The following is a 15,715-nucleotide window of genomic DNA, read 5'->3' as shown; positions in this document are numbered from 1 at the left end:
ATTTTTGCCTTTAAGATTAATTCGCTAGATTTTATCTTAAATTTGTTAAAATGGCGTTGAAATTCGTTTTTCACGCCGTGAAAAAAGCGTGAAAAACCGTTGAAAAGGATGAGATGAAAATTTTAGGAATTGATCCGGGATCGCGAAATTGCGGCTATGCGATCGTCGAAAAGACTCCCGTGAAAACTGTTTTAATCGAGGCGGGACTAATCAAAATAAAACCGAATTCTTTGCAGTATCAAATCACCGAACTTTGCGAGGGACTCGACCTGATTTTTAAAAATCACAAATTTGACGAAGTGGCGATCGAGGACATATTTTTCGCTTATAATCCAAAAACGGTTTTAAAGCTCGCGCAGTTTCGAGGCGCGCTTAGTCTTAAAATTTTACAGCTTCACGGCGATTTTGCAGAGTATACGCCGCTTCAGGTCAAAAAAACCGTCACGGGCAAAGCTAAGGCAGATAAAGAGCAGGTGGCCTTTATGGTTAAGAAAATTCTGGGTATAACAAAGGAGATCAAACCGCTTGATATCACCGACGCTATCGCTATTGCGCTGACGCACGCGAATAATTTACGCTTAAAATAAGTTCAAATTTTTGTTTGTTTTTTAGTAAAATTTGACCTCAAATTTTGCCCTTTTTAGCGCAAAATTTGATGGCTTAAATTTTATCTCCGCGCTCAATCAACTACCGTAATCCCCGCATCCGTTAATGCTTTTCGCGCCTTTTTAGATATGCCGATGCCGGTCGTCTCGATTTTTTTAAGATTAACGAAGGGCGCAAGCTCGGCGGCGTCAATGTTTTTGATATCGAAAAGCTCGTCCTCGCCGTCCCAATCAGGCGCGATTTGCAGGTAAATTTCGTTTCCGCCGTCAAGGTAGAGTTCGCTCACCTGCTCCGCCAAATTTGCGGGGACCGGATAGTCCTTAAACCACTTTTTGGCTTGCGGCAGGGCGCCGAAGTCCGCATATGGATCGATACCGCGCTCCTCGCAGTACTCAAACACGTCAAATTTGGGCTGTAGCAGGGATTTTTCATACATCAGCTCGTTCATTACGGCGATTTTGAAATTGAAATTTTTAAACGCTAGCGTCTCGCCCGCTGCGCGCGGAAGCTTAAATTTATCGCTCGGCTTTCGTTTTACCTTTTTCGCCTTTTGATTGATGCAGACGCGCCCTATCGGCATTTTCGCAGCTCGCACGATGTCTGCGATCTCGTCGGTGTCACGTTTAGCGAAGCGCTCGGCAAAGTCCATTTCGTCGATTTTTTGTTGCACGGTCTCGGCAAGAGCTAGCGAGACTTCGAATTTACCAAGGTTAAGCTCCAAAAATATATATGCGCTGCGCAGCTCCTGCTCTGGCACGGCCTCAAGCGGCGGTCTGCCCTCAAGCGTGAACGCGCCGCCGTAGAGCTTGCGCGGAACCTCGTGCTGCACGCCCTTTGCGACCTCAAGCATCAAAACTATCTCGGAAAGCTTTGGTTCTGCGAGCTCGCCTGCGCGCACGAAGGCGAAAATCCCCGCCTCATCCCAAAAATAGCGGCTTTTGCCCTCTCCGTCATCAACCACGCGCGGTTGGCCTAGGGCTTCGTTAAACTTAGCTAGATCAAACTCGCAGTTTACGCCGCCGATAAAAATGTCGTCCGAGCGCACGTCGACGTCAAATTTTTGCTTTTTAAAAATGTCAAACAGTCCCATTTCGCCTCTCCTGATTTTGCCTTAATTTCGTCTTAAAATTTTCACACAGCATTCCTTTTATTTTGGAGGCGGCACAAAGCGCTCTATTATTCCTGATTTACGTGATCCTCGAATATAAATTTATGCTCCTGCGGTAGCGACTCGTAAAGCTTTAGCGAGAGATTCCTAATCTCCCAAAGCGCTGATTTTGAGCTACGAAGCGAGAGGAAATTTTGCAAACTACGCGCGTTTACGCTCCACGCGAGTTCAGTTTTGTAACACTCGGGTAGGCAGTATTTGACGATGTCGAGGCTTTTTGTCGTGTTTGCGAGGATTTCGCGCAGGTTTTCCAGCGCTTTGATGCTTGCGTTATCGACCGTTTCGTCGCCCGTTAATACTATAAATCTCGCCGCTCGATCAAAGTCGCCAAGCTCAAATTTAGCCTCTTTTTTTAGCTCTTTTAGCGTGTAGCGTGTTGATTTGACGCTGAGGCTCGCCACGCGGTGACGGGCTAGTTCTTGTAGCAGGGCGCGCGAGATGCCTTGGATGTAGAAGTTGTATGAGAGGTGTTCAAGCGTGCTGGCGTGTTTAAATTTATTGCCGACGCGCTCGATGAGCTCGACGTCTTTTTCGCCGCCGTTATCGCCTTTTTCAAAGCTTTGCCAACACGTGCGGATCGCGTGCGAGCAGATATTTAGCGGGGTGTAATTTAGAAGCGTTACTTGCATTTTTGACTCTTTTAGTTAAATTTAGCGGTAAATTTAGCTAAAAATTGATAAAAATTTGATTTTAAACTTGTATTCTAGCTTTTACCAACAGTACGGTAAAATTTACAAATTTAGTTTTAAATAATATCAATACAATTATTTATCTCTATAATGAGAGTCGCACTGAATGATTTTAATAATGTCGTTTTCTATTTTGTAGACTATCCTGTTTGCACCGTCTATGCGTCTACTATGATACTCACTTAGATTGCCCGTTAGCCTTTCTGGTTTGCCAATGCCTTCATAGCCGTTTCTATCGATACCTTTTATGAGCTCTAAAATTCTTTTTAAGACTTTTTTATCATTTTGTTGCCAGTAAATAAATTCGTCCCAAGCATCGTCCGACCAAGCCTTAATCATTCAAAACCTCATGAATTTGACCGCCCGTAGTTTTCATTTGCTCCGCATTTTTTTCGAGCCTTTTTAAATTTTCTTGTGAAAAAAATGGGTCGACCTTGAGCTCAAACGGTATACCTCGATGCATTATAATTTGTTTATAAAATGCATTCGTAGCCGAACTAAGAGTGAGACCGATATCAGCTAAAATTTGCTCGACAGCTTTTTTATCGTTATCGTTTACGCGAATATTTACGCTTGCCATTTTATATCCTTTTTGATTTGCATTGTATCATTTTGTATTTACTATGTAAAGGATTATTGTATTTTTTAGATAGAATAAGACGCTAAAATTTAGCGTCTTATTTGGGTTATTTTATTTTAGTTGAAGCAGCGTGTTTAGCATTTCGTCGCTAGTCGTGATCGTCTTTGAGTTAGCTTGGAAGCCACGCTGTACGACGATGAGCTGAGTTAGCGAGCGAGATAGATCGACGTTACTCATCTCTAGGCTTGAGGCTGAGATCTTACCGCGTCCAGCCGTCTGAGCTGCACCGATGATCGGATCGCCCGAGTTTGCTGTGCGGGAAAATAAATTTCCGCCTTCGCCGGCTAAGCCTTGATTGTTTGCAAATTTAGCTACGCCCACTTGCGCTAGTCCTAGGCTTCGGCCGTTCGTAAATGATCCTACTAGCGTTCCGCTTTGATCTATCCTAATACCGTTTAGTTCGCCGCTAGCGTAGCCGTCTTGACTGATGTCCGCGGTGCTTGAGTTATTGTCGGTGCTGGTTAGTCCGTCGGTGGTCTGCGTAGTGCCGAATTTTAGCTCGATATTTTGACCGATAGCCGAACCGTTTTGCGCGCCGAAAGTGATACTGGCAGGACTATACGTCGCTAGCGAACCGTCCGGGTTAAATCTCACGTAACCTGTTACTACGTTTCTAGGTTCTACGGTATTTATAGAGTTTGGCTCGGCCACTTGGATGACCATCGTCCACTCTGTTCCTCCGTTTTCTGTATAGCCGCGTTTTATAAAATCCATTTTTACGTTATGTTTTGTGCCTAAGCTATCGTAAAGATCGGTACTTGAACTATGGGCAGCCATATTTAAGCTATCGGTTACCCTAGTCGCTCCGCCTGCACTTAAAGATCCTGAAATAGGCGCCATAGATGCTGTAAATTTGACGTTTTCGGTTACGTTTTTGGTGGCGTTCGTTAAACCGGTTACGGCAATATTCATGTCTTTGGCACCAGCAGCGCTAGGATTTTTAAATTGATATTGGCCGTGTTCGTTTACGATAACTTGTGCACCGTTATTTTGATTTGCTGCCGGTAATGGGTTAGTTCCGGTTACTGCTGGATTTTGCACATGATCATAGTTGGTAAATTCTCTAGCATCTTTTTGCATAGCTTCACGTAAATCCTCAGTAGTGGTTACTTCTCTTTCTTTTGTATCGTCGTAAGCATGCGTAGCAGATACGTGTGTTTTATTATATACGTATTGATACGCAGTTATAATTTTTATATCGGTTAATCCTGTGTCATCTGCAGGAACTCCACCTGTATTTACGGTCATTTTTATATTTTTCATATTTGCCGTAGTACCAAGATTATTTCTATTAGTTAGCACTAGTTTATTGCCGTTTACTACGCTAGCTTCTACGCCGGTTTCGCTATATTTACCGTTTATTATACCTGCTAATTGACCGATAGTTAGTATATTTTCACCAGTTATATTTTTCCCATTTAGCGTTATATTGAGTTTTTTGCCAGGAGCAGCGAAAGACCCATCAGCTCCTACGCCAGCTACGGTTAATCCATCGGTTTTGGCGTCTGCATAGCTAGCCCATATGCCTTGTCCGCCGGTTCCCTGGGCATCTCTTAGGTTATATGCATCGCCGTTGCTATTAAACAATACTCCTAAATCGGCTCCGCGCTCCGTCATCCTTTGTTCGCCGTTTTTATTTACGTAGAATCTATTTGCACCGACGTTATTTTCGTCGTGTACTTCGCTACCGGCTATAGTTCCGTCGTTATCTAAATCTACGCCGTTGTGATGCTGATCTAGCTTATAGATAGGTATCTTTTTATTTCCTACGTCGTTACCGCTGTCTAAGTTTCCTTTTAGCGCGATGTTTGTCGTAGCGCGAGCAGGCACGGTTAGGCCGACTGGGATCTTTATATCGCCGATAGGTCTAGTAGGATCTATCTCTCCTGTTTCCTCGTCCCTCATCCAGCCTTGGACGATATTTCCGCCGTTATCGACGAAGTTACCCTCGCTATCTCTTGAAAAGTCACCGTTTCTAGTATAGTAGGTAGTCTTGCCGCCGTCGGAGCTCACCATGAAAAATCCGTCGCCTTGAAGCGCGATATCGGTTTGTTTGTCGGTGGTTTGCAGCGAGCCTTGCTTAAAAATCCTCGTAGTGGAGTTTATCTGCGTGCCTAGGCCAACTTCCATGTTATTTACGCCGCCGTGTTGATTTTGCGGTGCGGTGGCGATACGCGAAGTTTGGTAGATAAGGTCGTCGAAATTTGCGCGGTTGTATTTGTAGCCGACTGTGTTGACGTTAGCGATGTTGTTACCCTCAACATCCATAGCGATCTGGTGAGCTTGTAGTCCCGTAACGCCCGACCAAAGTGATCTCATCATAGCTTTATCCTTTTTGAAAAGTGAATTTTAAGATGACTTAAGCAAAAGACGTTCCAAATTTAAATTTGATTTTAGTTTAGTCTTCGCGAAGGTAGTGGCGAAAAAGAGTTTATGATTCAAATTTATAAATTTGACTTCAAATTTGAACGCAAAAAGCCAAGGCGAAGTATCGCGAGATGGATTTAAGGGTTGCGACGTAAAAATTTAGCGAAGATAAGACATGTAGTCTATCAAGCTAAATTTTTACTAGCTCCGTTAAAGACGCTCGCGAGACAAGCTGCCAAATTTACAAAATCATCGCGCCGATTACGCCGCCGATTAGCAGCGGTATATTAAAGAATATAAAAGTCGGCACGCACGTATCGTAAATATGATTGTGCTGGCCGTCAGCATTTAGACCGCTCGTAGGCCCTAGCGTGCTGTCGCTAGCGGGACTGCCCGCATCGCCCAGAGCCGCCGCTATACCAACTAACAAGATGATCGCCGCCGGAGAAAATCCCAGCGAAAGCGAAAACGGCACGTAGATCGCCGCGATGATCGGTATCGTACCAAAGCTCGTGCCGATACCCATAGTAACGAGCAAGCCGATAGCTAGCATCAGTATCGCGCCGCCTATTTTGCCGCCCACCACCTCGCTAGCAAAGCCCACTAGCTGCTCGATACCGCCGCTCTCGCGCAAAACCGAGCCAAAGCCCGCGGCAACGAGCATAATAAATGCGATAAAGCCCATCATCGCTAGGCCGCTATCCATGATTTTGTCGATTTTACGGTACTCGATACCGCCTAAAACTATCATGACTAAAAGCCCTAAAAGCGCGCCAAGAGGCATGCTTTCTGTGTAAATTTGCACTCCAAAGGCTACTACCGCGCCGCCTAGCACCGCCCACTCTTTTTTAGTCATTTCTAGGCTTGCGGCCAACTGCGCCTCTTGCTCCTCGCTGCTTTCAAATTTGGTGTGAGCGTAGTCGCGTCTTTTGCGGTAAAAGATGAAAACGGCCAAAAGCAAGCCCACTAGCATAGAAAGGCCGCCGATCCACATCACGCTTGAGATCTCGCTCATCTGCACCTCTACGCCGTTGTTTGCGAGCTCTTTTTTGATAATGCCGTGAAAGATAAGGCCAAAGCCGACGCTAAGGCTCACGTACGGCGCCTTTAGTCCGAAAGTAAGAGCGCACGCGACGGCTCGGCGGTCGATGCCTAGGCGGTTCATCAGCGGCAAAAGCGGAGGAATGAGAATCGGGATGAAAGCGATGTGAACCGGAATCAAATTTTGCGATAAGCACGCGATGGAGGCGATTATCAGAGCAAAATAGGTGCTGGTTTTCGCTAGAGCCTTGCTAACGGCGTTTATGAGGATCGCGGTTAGGTTCGTGTTTGCTATCGCGGCTGCGAGAGCGCCTAGCAAGATATAGCTGAGCGAGGTTTCTAGGTTGCCTTTCATGCCGGTTATCAGCGTCGATGTGGTGGCCGTTAGCGCGTCGAAAAAGGCCCCTACGCCGGCAAATCCGCCGTGATAGATGAGACCCGCGACTAGGGCGGAGACGAGGATGGAAAGCAGGATGTTAAATCTCAGCAAACAAAGCGCAGTCATCACTAGGATACTGATCACGACGGGGTTGGTTAGCATTATTTTCCTTTTTGTAAATCAAATTCGTAAATCAAATTTCGCCGCCGGTCAAATTTGACGACTAGCGGCGAACGGGCGTCAAATTTATCTAACGCGGATGCCTACTTGCGGGCGAGGCGAATAGTAATAATCGTCGCGTCTATCGCGGTATCCATCGTCGTATCCGTCGTCATAGCCTCTCTCGTAGCTTCGGTCGTCGGATTTGCTCGAGCCGCCTTTTTTTATGTTATTGTTTTTTATGTACTGATCGACTAGTTTGTCGCGGTAGTCTCTGCCTCGGTCGGTTTGTCTGTAACCGCCGTATGGAGGGTCCATATATATCACTACGTCGTCGTCGTATCTATCTCGGTGGCGACGTTTTTTGTATTTGTAGCTGTTATCCGGGATGACTATTAAAGATTCGTTTGAATAACGGTCGTAAGCGTTTGCCAAATTTAAACAAAACGCTGTAAAAAGAGCGATTAAAACAAGTTTTTTCATGTTAAATCCTTTCTGGTTATTTCTAAATCATTTTATAACATCAAATTTAAAATAAAGTAAATTTTTAGCGCAAATATATTACAATTTTGTAAATTTCTCCAAGGAGTTATAAATGAAAAAATCGTTTTTTAACGCATCGAAGATTGCGGTTTTGGCTCTGCCTTTTCTTTTGACGGGTTGTATGTCGTCGATGAGTATGGGATCGCCTGGGGCTAAAACGACGGCTACTGGCTCAGCTGCGGGTTCAAGCGCGCACAATACTAACTCTGGACTAACCAGATGTACCGAGTCTATGGGTACGGTTACGATTTATGAGGATAGAAATAGCGACTGGTACTCCGTCGTAACCGGGCAGTACAAACTAACATCTACTATCCCGGTTCTTAGGCTCCTAGCTCAGCAGTCAAACTGCTTCGTAGTCGTCGAGCGTAGCAAGGCATTTAACCAAATGCTAGAAGAGCGCGCGTTGATGGAGTCGGGCGAGCTTAGAAAGAACTCAAATTTCAAAAAAGGTCAGATGGTCGCCGCGGACTATACCTTAACTCCTACGATAACATTTAGCGAGAGCAATACTAGCGGACTAGGCGGCGTCGTAGGCGCATTTTTCGGCTCAGTCGCGGGCTCAGTAGCGGGCGGATTTAGCACGAGCGACGTGAGCACTGTTCTAACCCTCATCGAAAACCGATCGGGCGTACAGTTAGCGGCAGCCGAGGGAAGCGCTAGAAACACGGACTTTGCAGGACTTGGAGGCTTATTTGGTAGTAAAGTAGGCGGAGGACTTGGGGCCTACGCCAACACGCCTGAGGGCAAAGTCATAGTAGCAGCCTTCACCGACTCAATGAATAACCTAATAGAAGCCGTCAGAAACTACAAAATGCAAACCGTAAAAGGCGGTTTGGGCGCGGGCGGCGCGATGAAAGTAGCGGATTGATTTACTTCGCTAGGCTAGAGCGACCAGAATCGCTCTAGCCATTTTATAAGCGCGAGGCAAGCTCCGCTTTGCGCTTAAATTTTGAGTTTTTGGGCTCAAATTTATCTCTTTTACCGCATCAAAATTTACTTTAAAAATCTTAGTTCTAAAAATTTAGTAGTGAGTAAAATTTACTCAAATTTGATCTAGCAATAAACTAAAAGCTCAAATTTACGCTTGTCGTTAGTTAATATCAAATTTTACTTCGCGTGTAGCTCTTTTGCGTATTTTGACTTTTCGAGATTTTCGATTAGCTTTTGCGTGCGCATATCTCTGGCCTCGGGCACTAGATGAAACCACGTGTCGTGCAGAAATTTACGCGGAAAATAGCTATCTTTATAATCGCCGATCATCTCAAAGCCGTTATCCTCGATGAGCTTTTTTACGTCTTTTAGAAATTTTTGATTATCCGCGGCGTGCGGGTCGTTTAGATCGTAGCAATCATCGCCCGCGACGGCCGGGTAGGTAAAGATAAATTTGATCCCTTTTTCGCGCTCGAGTTTTTTCATAAAATTTAAATTTTCTTTGAAAATATCGCTTATACCGATTTTGCTACCCGAAAAATCGGTGAAAAATATGTATTTTTGGCACGGCATCTGCGTGTCTTTGGCTTCTTCTACTTTGCCGATGTATTTATAATCGCCGCGTTCGCCGTTTCTAAAATCCGGCGAAAAATTGTGCACGGCTTGAGGCTTTTTGTTGATAAAGTTATCGAAATTTATCTCAAATGCCGCTATTTCTTTATAGTCTCTTATTAGCGCGTTTATAAATGCTTGAAACGGGATTTGCGAGATAGTTTTTAGCTTTTCAAAAAACGGTAAATAGTCGTAAAAATGGTGAATCTCAAAAAAAAGTCCGTAGTAATAAGTATCGGGCGGAACATCGTTGATGTAGTACCTGTACTCCAAAGGTAGGATAAAAATATCTCCTTTATGCGCTAGCTTGGCCGCTCGGTAGAGTCTGTGGCGTAGCGGATAACCGCCGTGATCGGCTAAATTTATAACCAGCTTGCCAAAGTGCTTTTCAAGCATCTGGGAGTTGATACCGTGATAGGAGTTTGAGCCGCTTTCGACGATGATACGGTTTTGTTCAGTCGCGTTTGAGATGAGGTAGTTTTTATACGCGTAGTGATGAGCCGACGAAACCCTGATGAGAAACATCGCAAACGCCATATAAAACGCGATCATAACTAGCATCAAAATAGGAAGCGTCAAAAGAAAAATTTTATATTTTTTCAAATTTAATCCTAAAAGTTAAAATACAAAAACGGTGACTCCTGCGCACCGGAGCTAAAAGCAAAAACCAAAGCCAACAAAAACGCCGTAAAAAGTGCGGTAAGAAAGCCAAATTTTGCTCTAGCGGCCATTTCGTTCGAGTTTCGCCCGAAAATCGTAACAAAAAGCGTAATACCCATAATAGCGCAGAACGTACCCATGGCTATTTGCGGTGTTTCCATAAAATTTATTTGATTGTATCCCAGAGAGTTGCTTATGTACTCTAAGTAGTTAAAATTTATCTTAACCGAGCTAAAATCAAACATGCCTTTTAGCACTTTCATCGCGCTATCTAGGTCTCTGGCGCGGAAAAATATCCAAGTGATATTTATAAAGTTAAACGTTATAAACCAAGCTAGAAATTTATTCATCGGGCGAAAATGCGCGCCGTAAAATCTACAAACCATCATCGCTAGTCCGTGCAGCGCGCCCCAGATGATAAACATCCAACCTGCTCCGTGCCAAAGTCCGCCTAGCAAAAATACTGCAAAAACGTTGGCGTAGGTACGGTATTCGCCTCTGCGGTTGCCGCCTAGCGGGATATAGATGTAGTCGCGTAAAAATCTCGAGAGCGTCATATGCCATCTGTGCCAAAAGTCTTGGATATTTAGCGCTTTGTAGGGGGAGTTGAAATTTAACGGTAGAACAATGTTAAACATATATGAAATGCCGATCGCCATATCGGTGTAACCGCTAAAGTCAAAATATAGCTGAAAAGTGTAGCTAAGGCTCGTGATCCATGCCTCGCTCATGCTAAGAGTCGTATACACGTCAAAACCGTGAAGGGCAAATCTAGCGAAAAAATCGGCCACTACGACCTTTTTAAAAAGTCCGATCGAAAATAAAAAAAGTCCGATGCTTAAATTTTTATAGTTTATGTGCTTTAAACGTAAATTTGCAAACTGCGGCATCATCTCGGCGTGGTGGATGATAGGACCGGCTAAAAGATGCGGGAAATACGTAACGAAAAGCGCGTAGCGAAGGAAGCTGGGCTCTTTTACTTTTTCGTGATAGCAGTCTACTAAAAACGCTATTTGCGTAAATGTAAAAAAGCTGATGCCAAGAGGCAAAACGACGTGATGCAGCGGCACGTCGGCGCCGAAAAATCCGTTAAAATTTTCTATCAAAAAGTCGGTGTATTTGTAGTAGGCCAGTAGGGCTAAATTTGCCGCGACGCCCGCCCATAAAATAAGCTTTTTGCGAGATGGGTGAGCGCAGAGCAGATGACCGACGTAGAAGTTAAACGTGATCGAACATAAAATAAGCGGGATATAAATAAAATTCCAATATCCATAAAAAAATAGCGAAGCGACCGTGAGCCAAAAGATACTGAGTTGAACGAATTTGAGTTTATTTAAAACAAAATAAACCCCAAAAGTAATCGGTAAGAAAAAAACTATAAACGCAAATGAGTTAAAAAGCATTTTTACCCTTATTTTAAAAGAGTTTAAATATACTCAAATTTGATTTAAATTAAGCTTTTTAAAGCTAAATTCGATAAAATCGCCCAAATTCCACTAAAAGGATCAAATTTGAGAAGCGACATCATCAAAAAAGGCTATACGCGCGCGCCGCACAGAAGCTTGCTAAGAGCGACGGGGCTAAAGGACGAGGACTTTGAAAAGCCGTTTATCGGCGTGGCAAACAGCTTCATCGAGATCATCCCGGGGCACTTTTTTCTCAACAAATACTCCGAAATTTTAAAAGACGAGATCCGCAAAAACGGCTGCGTGCCCTTTGAGTTTAACTGCATCGGCGTGGACGACGGCATCGCGATGGGGCATAGCGGGATGCTCTATAGCCTGCCTAGCCGCGAGCTAATCGCAAATTCGATCGAAACGGTGATGAACGCCCATGCCCTAGATGCTCTAGTTTGCATGCCAAACTGCGATAAAATCGTACCGGGCATGGTTATGGGCGCGCTTCGCGTGAACGTGCCGACGGTTTTTGTTAGCGGCGGCCCGATGAAAAAGGGCTACACCAAAAAAGGCGAGCCAATCGACCTATCCACGGCGTTTGAGGCGGTGGGTAAATTTGAAACCAAAGAGATCAGCGCCGAGGAGCTAAAAGAGATCGAGTGCGCCGCCTGTCCGAGCGGAGGCAGCTGCTCGGGGATGTTTACGGCAAACTCGATGAATACGCTGTGCGAAGCGATGGGTATCGCGCTAAAAGGCAACGGCACCGTGCCCGCGCTTACGCCAGAGCGTGAGGAGCTTATCCGCGAGGCTGGACGTCGTATCTGCGAGATCGCGCTGGATGAAAAATATAAAATCCGCAACATCGTAAACGAAAAATCTATCCAAAACGCCCTAGTCGTCGATATGGCGATGGGCGGTAGCAGCAACACCGTGCTGCACATCCTGGCTATCGCGCGCGAAGCTGGGGTAAATTTGCAGATCGCAGGGCTCAACGAGATCAGCCGCAAGATCGCGCATATCGCCAAAATCAGTCCAAGCCTGCCAAACGTGCATATGGAGGACATCGACCGCGCGGGCGGGCTAAGTGCCGTGATAAACGAAATTTCGCGCCGCGATAACGGGCTGCTAGACCTTGGCGCGCCGACGGTCACGGGCGAGAGCCTAGGCGAGCGCGTCGGAGCAAGCGTCATAAAAGACGAAGAGGTCATCCATAAGGTCGAAAACGCCTATTCGGACGTGGGCGGATTGGCGATTTTGTTTGGAAATTTAGCCGAGCAGGGCTGCGTCATCAAGACCGCGGGCATAATCGGCGAGCGTAAATTTAGCGGCAAAGCCGTGTGCTTTAATAGCCAAGACGAGGCGATAGAGGGTATCTCAAAGGGCAAAGTCGGTAAAGGCGACGTGGTCGTCATCCGCTACGAAGGGCCGCGCGGAGGCCCGGGTATGCAGGAGATGCTAAGCCCGACTTCGCTCATCATGGGGCGAGGCCTGGGCGCAGACGTGGCGCTCATCACGGACGGCAGGTTTAGCGGAGCTACGAGAGGGCTAAGCGTCGGACACGTGAGCCCGGAGGCTGCCGAGGGCGGCATGATCGGGCTGCTGCAAGATGGCGATATCATCGATATTGACGTGGATACATACGCGATCAATGTGCGTCTAAGCGAAGAGGAGATCGCCGAGCGCAGGGCCAAATTTAAACCGCTTGAAAAACTGCTACCGTACCGCTGGCTGCGAATGTACCGCAAGCTAGTAACGAACGCTAGCAACGGAGCGATTTTGGAGGCGTAGAAAATTAATGTTAGAGAGATATTTTACTGAAAAAGACCTATCGGATATAGAACAAGAGCTCAAGCACATCAGTGATTTACAAAGTGATAAACTGCATATAAAAACCGGGCTTGAAAGACTACTGAAAAGTGAAGATATAATAATAAAATCTCAAAAAGTGTCAATAGATAAGGAGAAATGCAATAGATTATATATAGATTTTCTAAAAACTGAAAAATCTATATATAATGCGTATGAGAGAATGGGAACAAAGGCTTACAATAAGCCTGAGTACAAAGACTTTTTAAAAAAACATTCTATAAATACTATGGAGTATGATTTAAGAAATACGATAAAATTTTTGATAAAGCATAAAGTATTTTCCATACTAAATCTCGTATTTCTCGGTGCTTTGTTTTGCGTACCATATTTTATAAAAATAGCAAAAACCCCAGATATTTCATTAGACAGTATGCCCATGTCTTTAGTTATAGCTGCCTTTATAGGTTTAATTTACGGATTATATTTTTTATTTTTCTATGTTTCGCAAAATATCTTTTTATTTAGAGCTTTTAATGGCAATTCCAACGCTTCAAAAAAAGTATTTATAACGATAAATATATTGTTATTTGTAATTATGGCTCTTGCTCCTTTTATCGTCGATAAAATAACGTCTATCAAGTGGCTATCTTTAAATACAGAATCTGCTATGAATTGTTTGATTTCCATGTACCCTATTTTAACAATATTCACATTCGTGTATATATTCAAAAAAAGCGACAAGAAAGAACCTAGTAGTTGTATTTTATCTTTTTGCTTAATTTTTATAACTGATTTATTTATACTATTGATAGTGTACTATAATTATAATGATACATTTATGGTATTTATAACAATATTATTATATGTATGGATTATTTTTATGCGATTTTTGACATTGTTTAGAAGCTTATTAGATTATAAATTCACCTTTGGATTAGGCATTATTTTTACAATACTTATTATGATATTTTTAAGCGGAGCATTCGTGCGAATTGCCGGTATAGGAAACTATCAAACCGATCTTGATATCAAAAAAGAGAATATCCCTGGGTATATAAATTTAGAGAACATTAAATGCAAAGATAAGCCAAATGAAGATATAAATTTTATAAAGTATACCTGCATATCTGACGAAAGGTCAAGTTCGACGGTAAAATTTAAAAACATCCTCGTAAAAGTAAAATCAGACGGCAGATATTGGCTAGAAGTCGTAGCAAAAGATCAAAATAAAAGCAAAATAGATGATTATAGATTTTGGATTTCCGAGAAAAATATTATAAATTAAATAAAATACTGTTAAAATTTGATGCTAATTCTATGTAACATCAAATTTTAACTATATCTTCAAATTTATCTAGTTTGCCAGCTCAAAAATCTCTTTGATATTTTCTTTCGTGTAGAGCTTGTCTTTGCGCCAGTTTACCGCATAGTCGTAGGCTAAATTTACCACCTCCTCTAGCGTCTCGCCCTCTATGCCGACGGCTTTTAGGCTAACCGGAGCACCGATTTTACTAAGCCACGCTTTAAACGCCTCGATACCCTCGTCCGCTGAGCTTACGCCGAAAATTTCTCGTGCAAAACGCTCGAACGCGCTTAAATTTCGGCTCTTATACCACTTCATCCACGCTGGCATTATGACTGCTAGACCCGCTCCGTGCGCGCAGTTTACGACAGCGCTCATGGCGTGCTCGAGCATATGGTTTGGGTAGGAGTAGCCGTGCGTACCGACGTAGGTTAGGCCGTTTAGCGCCATCGTCGCTGCCCACGCAAACTCGGCTCTGGCGTCGTAGTTATCGTGATCAGCGAGTAAAATTTCAGTCGTTTTCATCACGGTTTTGATATTGGCTTCGATGTAGAGGTTGATGATATCAGGCTGCACTTTAGCCGTGAAGTATCCCTCGATGCTATGCGCGATAACGTCGGCGGCGGAGTAGGCTAGGTACTCGCGGCTAACGCTAGCTTGTAGCTGCGGGTTTACGACCGAGACTAGCGGATATAGCACGTCGCCGTGGATGGAGAATTTTTGCTTCGTAGCTTCGTTTGTCACGACTGCGCCCGAGTTCATCTCGCTGCCGGTCGCCGCAAGGGTGATGACGTCAAAGATTTTTAGTGCGCGGCTCGGGTCTTTGCCCGTGAAAAAGTCCCACACGTCGCCCTCATATAGCGCGCCTGCGGCGATGGCTTTGGCGCTATCTAGACAGGAGCCTCCGCCTACGCTTAGTACGCTGTCGGCGTTAAATTTCCTAGCTAGCTCGATGCCTTCGTAAACTTTGCTTAGCACGGGGTTGCTAACTACGCCGCCAAGCTCTATAAACTCTATGCCGTTTTCTTTTAGGCTCGCTGCGACCGTGTCAAAGAGTCCGTCTTTTTTGATGCGTTCGCTGCCGTAGATCAGTAGGGTTCTTTTAGCGTCAAATTTGCGCATATAAAGCCCGATATTTTGCTCTTTGCCTCTGCCGAATTCTATTTTTGTGGGGTTGTGAAAAGTGAAGTCAAACATCTCGTTCTCCTTAAAATTTTAGCCTCATTATAGCGACAAAAGCTAAAATTTAAGTAGAACGAGATTTACGGATCAGCGCTTATTCGTGCAAATTTCCAAAGTATTTGTCGTCGTTTTTCTCGACATGTTTGATGTTAAAATGGACGAATTTGTATCCGCCAAAAAGCGCCAAAACCCAAAGAAAAAGAAAAACTATCGCTTCTATCATTTTT

15 protein-coding genes are annotated in these 15,715 nt (G+C 44.3%); 4 read left to right on the top strand and 11 right to left on the bottom strand.

From position 1 onward, the window contains the following. Positions 1-113 precede the first annotated feature (113 nt). Complete coding sequence (gene ruvC, locus CSHOW_RS10295) at positions 114-587, top strand: crossover junction endodeoxyribonuclease RuvC (protein WP_004321710.1); 474 nt, start codon at positions 114-116, stop codon at positions 585-587. A 92-nt stretch (positions 588-679) separates the two neighbouring features. On the opposite strand, the gene CSHOW_RS10290 is transcribed toward ruvC, so the two are convergent. From CSHOW_RS10290 to CSHOW_RS10260, 7 genes are all read right to left on the bottom strand, one after another. Further along, on the bottom strand, positions 680-1,696 hold the full coding sequence (locus CSHOW_RS10290; protein ID WP_004321708.1) for a DUF6892 domain-containing protein: 1,017 nt from the start codon (positions 1,694-1,696) through the stop codon (positions 680-682). A gap of 86 nt (positions 1,697-1,782) precedes the next feature. Beyond that, complete coding sequence (thyX, locus tag CSHOW_RS10285; RefSeq protein ID WP_004321705.1) at positions 1,783-2,403, bottom strand: FAD-dependent thymidylate synthase; 621 nt, start codon at positions 2,401-2,403, stop codon at positions 1,783-1,785. A gap of 135 nt (positions 2,404-2,538) precedes the next feature. After that, complete coding sequence (locus CSHOW_RS10280) at positions 2,539-2,802, bottom strand: Txe/YoeB family addiction module toxin (RefSeq protein WP_004321702.1); 264 nt, start codon at positions 2,800-2,802, stop codon at positions 2,539-2,541. Continuing rightward, positions 2,795-3,043 (bottom strand): type II toxin-antitoxin system RelB/DinJ family antitoxin, encoded by a 249-nt coding sequence (locus CSHOW_RS10275; protein ID WP_004321700.1) that lies wholly within the window; start codon positions 3,041-3,043, stop codon positions 2,795-2,797. The genes CSHOW_RS10280 and CSHOW_RS10275 overlap by 8 nt, the downstream gene beginning before the upstream one ends. Before the next feature lie 111 nt (positions 3,044-3,154). Next, entirely contained in the window at positions 3,155-5,425 is a 2,271-nt protein-coding gene (gene flgE / locus CSHOW_RS10270; RefSeq protein ID WP_004321698.1) for a flagellar hook protein FlgE, read from the bottom strand. A gap of 286 nt (positions 5,426-5,711) precedes the next feature. Next, positions 5,712-7,052, bottom strand: coding sequence for a Na+/H+ antiporter family protein (locus tag CSHOW_RS10265; RefSeq protein WP_004321696.1), 1,341 nt, complete (start codon positions 7,050-7,052; stop codon positions 5,712-5,714). Positions 7,053-7,136: 84 nt separating this feature from the next. Then, positions 7,137-7,532, bottom strand: a complete 396-nt coding sequence (locus CSHOW_RS10260; protein ID WP_004321695.1) for a hypothetical protein — start codon at positions 7,530-7,532, stop codon at positions 7,137-7,139. 112 nt (positions 7,533-7,644) lie between these two features. Between CSHOW_RS10260 and CSHOW_RS10255 the strand changes: the two genes are divergently transcribed. Then, entirely contained in the window at positions 7,645-8,463 is an 819-nt protein-coding gene (locus CSHOW_RS10255; protein WP_004321694.1) for a CsgG/HfaB family protein, read from the top strand. A 239-nt stretch (positions 8,464-8,702) separates the two neighbouring features. Here CSHOW_RS10255 and CSHOW_RS10250 read toward each other — a convergent pair whose 3' ends face one another. Both CSHOW_RS10250 and CSHOW_RS10245 read right to left on the bottom strand, forming a co-directional pair. Further along, entirely contained in the window at positions 8,703-9,740 is a 1,038-nt protein-coding gene (locus tag CSHOW_RS10250) for a hypothetical protein (RefSeq protein WP_004321693.1), read from the bottom strand. Between the two features lie 8 nt (positions 9,741-9,748). Further along, positions 9,749-11,200 (bottom strand): MBOAT family O-acyltransferase, encoded by a 1,452-nt coding sequence (locus CSHOW_RS10245; protein ID WP_004321691.1) that lies wholly within the window; start codon positions 11,198-11,200, stop codon positions 9,749-9,751. A gap of 108 nt (positions 11,201-11,308) precedes the next feature. Between CSHOW_RS10245 and ilvD the strand changes: the two genes are divergently transcribed. After that, positions 11,309-12,982, top strand: coding sequence for a dihydroxy-acid dehydratase (gene ilvD, locus CSHOW_RS10240; protein ID WP_004321690.1), 1,674 nt, complete (start codon positions 11,309-11,311; stop codon positions 12,980-12,982). 7 nt (positions 12,983-12,989) lie between these two features. Next, entirely contained in the window at positions 12,990-14,288 is a 1,299-nt protein-coding gene (locus CSHOW_RS10235; protein WP_004321689.1) for a hypothetical protein, read from the top strand. Positions 14,289-14,357: 69 nt separating this feature from the next. Here CSHOW_RS10235 and CSHOW_RS10230 read toward each other — a convergent pair whose 3' ends face one another. Continuing rightward, positions 14,358-15,503: an iron-containing alcohol dehydrogenase gene (locus tag CSHOW_RS10230; RefSeq protein WP_004321688.1), complete on the bottom strand. Its 1,146-nt coding sequence runs from the start codon at positions 15,501-15,503 to the stop codon at positions 14,358-14,360. A gap of 79 nt (positions 15,504-15,582) precedes the next feature. Further along, positions 15,583-15,711 (bottom strand): hypothetical protein, encoded by a 129-nt coding sequence (locus CSHOW_RS10580; protein ID WP_004321686.1) that lies wholly within the window; start codon positions 15,709-15,711, stop codon positions 15,583-15,585. Between the last annotated feature and the right edge of the window lie 4 nt (positions 15,712-15,715).

It is taken from the genome of Campylobacter showae, from assembly GCF_004803815.1.
Taxonomy (GTDB): domain Bacteria; phylum Campylobacterota; class Campylobacteria; order Campylobacterales; family Campylobacteraceae; genus Campylobacter_A; species Campylobacter_A showae.
Note: the sequence above shows the minus strand (reverse complement) of the source record. Positions and strands in the feature narration are given on the sequence as shown.

Coding starts and splice junctions, on each gene's coding strand:
- CSHOW_RS10260 (WP_004321695.1), bottom strand. CDS start 7,532: ATGAAAAAACTTGTTTTAATCGCTCTTTTTACAGCGTTTTGTTTAAAT.
- CSHOW_RS10245 (WP_004321691.1), bottom strand. CDS start 11,200: ATGCTTTTTAACTCATTTGCGTTTATAGTTTTTTTCTTACCGATTACT.
- CSHOW_RS10290 (WP_004321708.1), bottom strand. CDS start 1,696: ATGGGACTGTTTGACATTTTTAAAAAGCAAAAATTTGACGTCGACGTG.
- CSHOW_RS10580 (WP_004321686.1), bottom strand. CDS start 15,711: ATGATAGAAGCGATAGTTTTTCTTTTTCTTTGGGTTTTGGCGCTTTTT.
- CSHOW_RS10275 (WP_004321700.1), bottom strand. CDS start 3,043: ATGGCAAGCGTAAATATTCGCGTAAACGATAACGATAAAAAAGCTGTC.
- CSHOW_RS10265 (WP_004321696.1), bottom strand. CDS start 7,052: ATGCTAACCAACCCCGTCGTGATCAGTATCCTAGTGATGACTGCGCTT.
- CSHOW_RS10230 (WP_004321688.1), bottom strand. CDS start 15,503: ATGTTTGACTTCACTTTTCACAACCCCACAAAAATAGAATTCGGCAGA.
- ruvC (WP_004321710.1), top strand. CDS start 114: ATGAAAATTTTAGGAATTGATCCGGGATCGCGAAATTGCGGCTATGCG.
- thyX (WP_004321705.1), bottom strand. CDS start 2,403: ATGCAAGTAACGCTTCTAAATTACACCCCGCTAAATATCTGCTCGCAC.
- CSHOW_RS10235 (WP_004321689.1), top strand. CDS start 12,990: ATGTTAGAGAGATATTTTACTGAAAAAGACCTATCGGATATAGAACAA.
- CSHOW_RS10280 (WP_004321702.1), bottom strand. CDS start 2,802: ATGATTAAGGCTTGGTCGGACGATGCTTGGGACGAATTTATTTACTGG.
- CSHOW_RS10255 (WP_004321694.1), top strand. CDS start 7,645: ATGAAAAAATCGTTTTTTAACGCATCGAAGATTGCGGTTTTGGCTCTG.
- flgE (WP_004321698.1), bottom strand. CDS start 5,425: ATGATGAGATCACTTTGGTCGGGCGTTACGGGACTACAAGCTCACCAG.